Raw genomic sequence first — 790 nt, 5'->3', positions numbered from 1 at the left:
AACATAAATCAACGCAGTGTTATATTTGTCTTCTAACGTCTTAAGTTTGTTGATGGTTTGTTCCAAGACAAAGTCTGTGTAACGAATGGTATTGTCGTAGGTATTTACGATCTCTTCGACGCTACAGTTTTCAATGTCTGCACGTGGGCAATCCGGTTGGAAAAATGCTTTCTCTTTCGGGTAACGTTGGAAGTAAGTTGGGCCATGGCTGCCAATAAAATGCATGGCTACCACTCGGTTACCGTTCATGTTCGACACTTCTTGGTCAAAGTCACTCAGTAGTGCCATGTCGTAACAAGTTTGACCGTTGCACAGTGCGTTTTGTTGCTTTCTGTCTACTTCGATTTTTTTGATCTTATGCGCGACTTCTTTATCGCCACCATCGTTTTCTTTCCACAGTAGGTCGATACCTGCACGTTGCATGATATCTAACGCGTTGTCTTGGTTATCAGCTTGTTTACGGTCAAATTGATTGCGCGTTAACTGAGAAAACATGCATGGTACAGATACCGCTGTCGCAGTGCCGCATGACGCTACATCTTTAAAAGAAATAACATCTAATTGGCTGGTGTAGGGGTTAGTTTCACGCTCGTAACCATTCAGTTGATAGTTTTGAGTACGTGCGGTTTCACCTACTACAAAAACGAGTAACGTCGGTTTGTCCTGCGCTTGCTGTAAAGCGGTCGGAGATTGCTGTGCATCAGTACCGATTTCACGATATGGCTGTGGCGTAGTTAAGTAATTTTCTTTTACGTAACTTGTCGCGCTGTAGACATATTGCGTTGGGATG

General features: G+C 43.4%; 1 protein-coding gene. It reads right to left on the bottom strand.

Annotation, left to right across the window (positions count from 1 at the left end; all coding sequences use genetic code 11):
- A partial coding sequence (locus R7O13_RS26115) for a phosphoethanolamine transferase (RefSeq protein WP_318305106.1) occupies positions 1-790 on the bottom strand: 790 nt, incomplete at both ends.

The sequence above is a fragment of the Vibrio sp. Y176 genome (assembly GCF_033438945.1).
The sequence above is the reverse complement of the archived record's forward strand: the minus strand, read 5'-3'. Positions and strand labels throughout refer to the sequence as shown.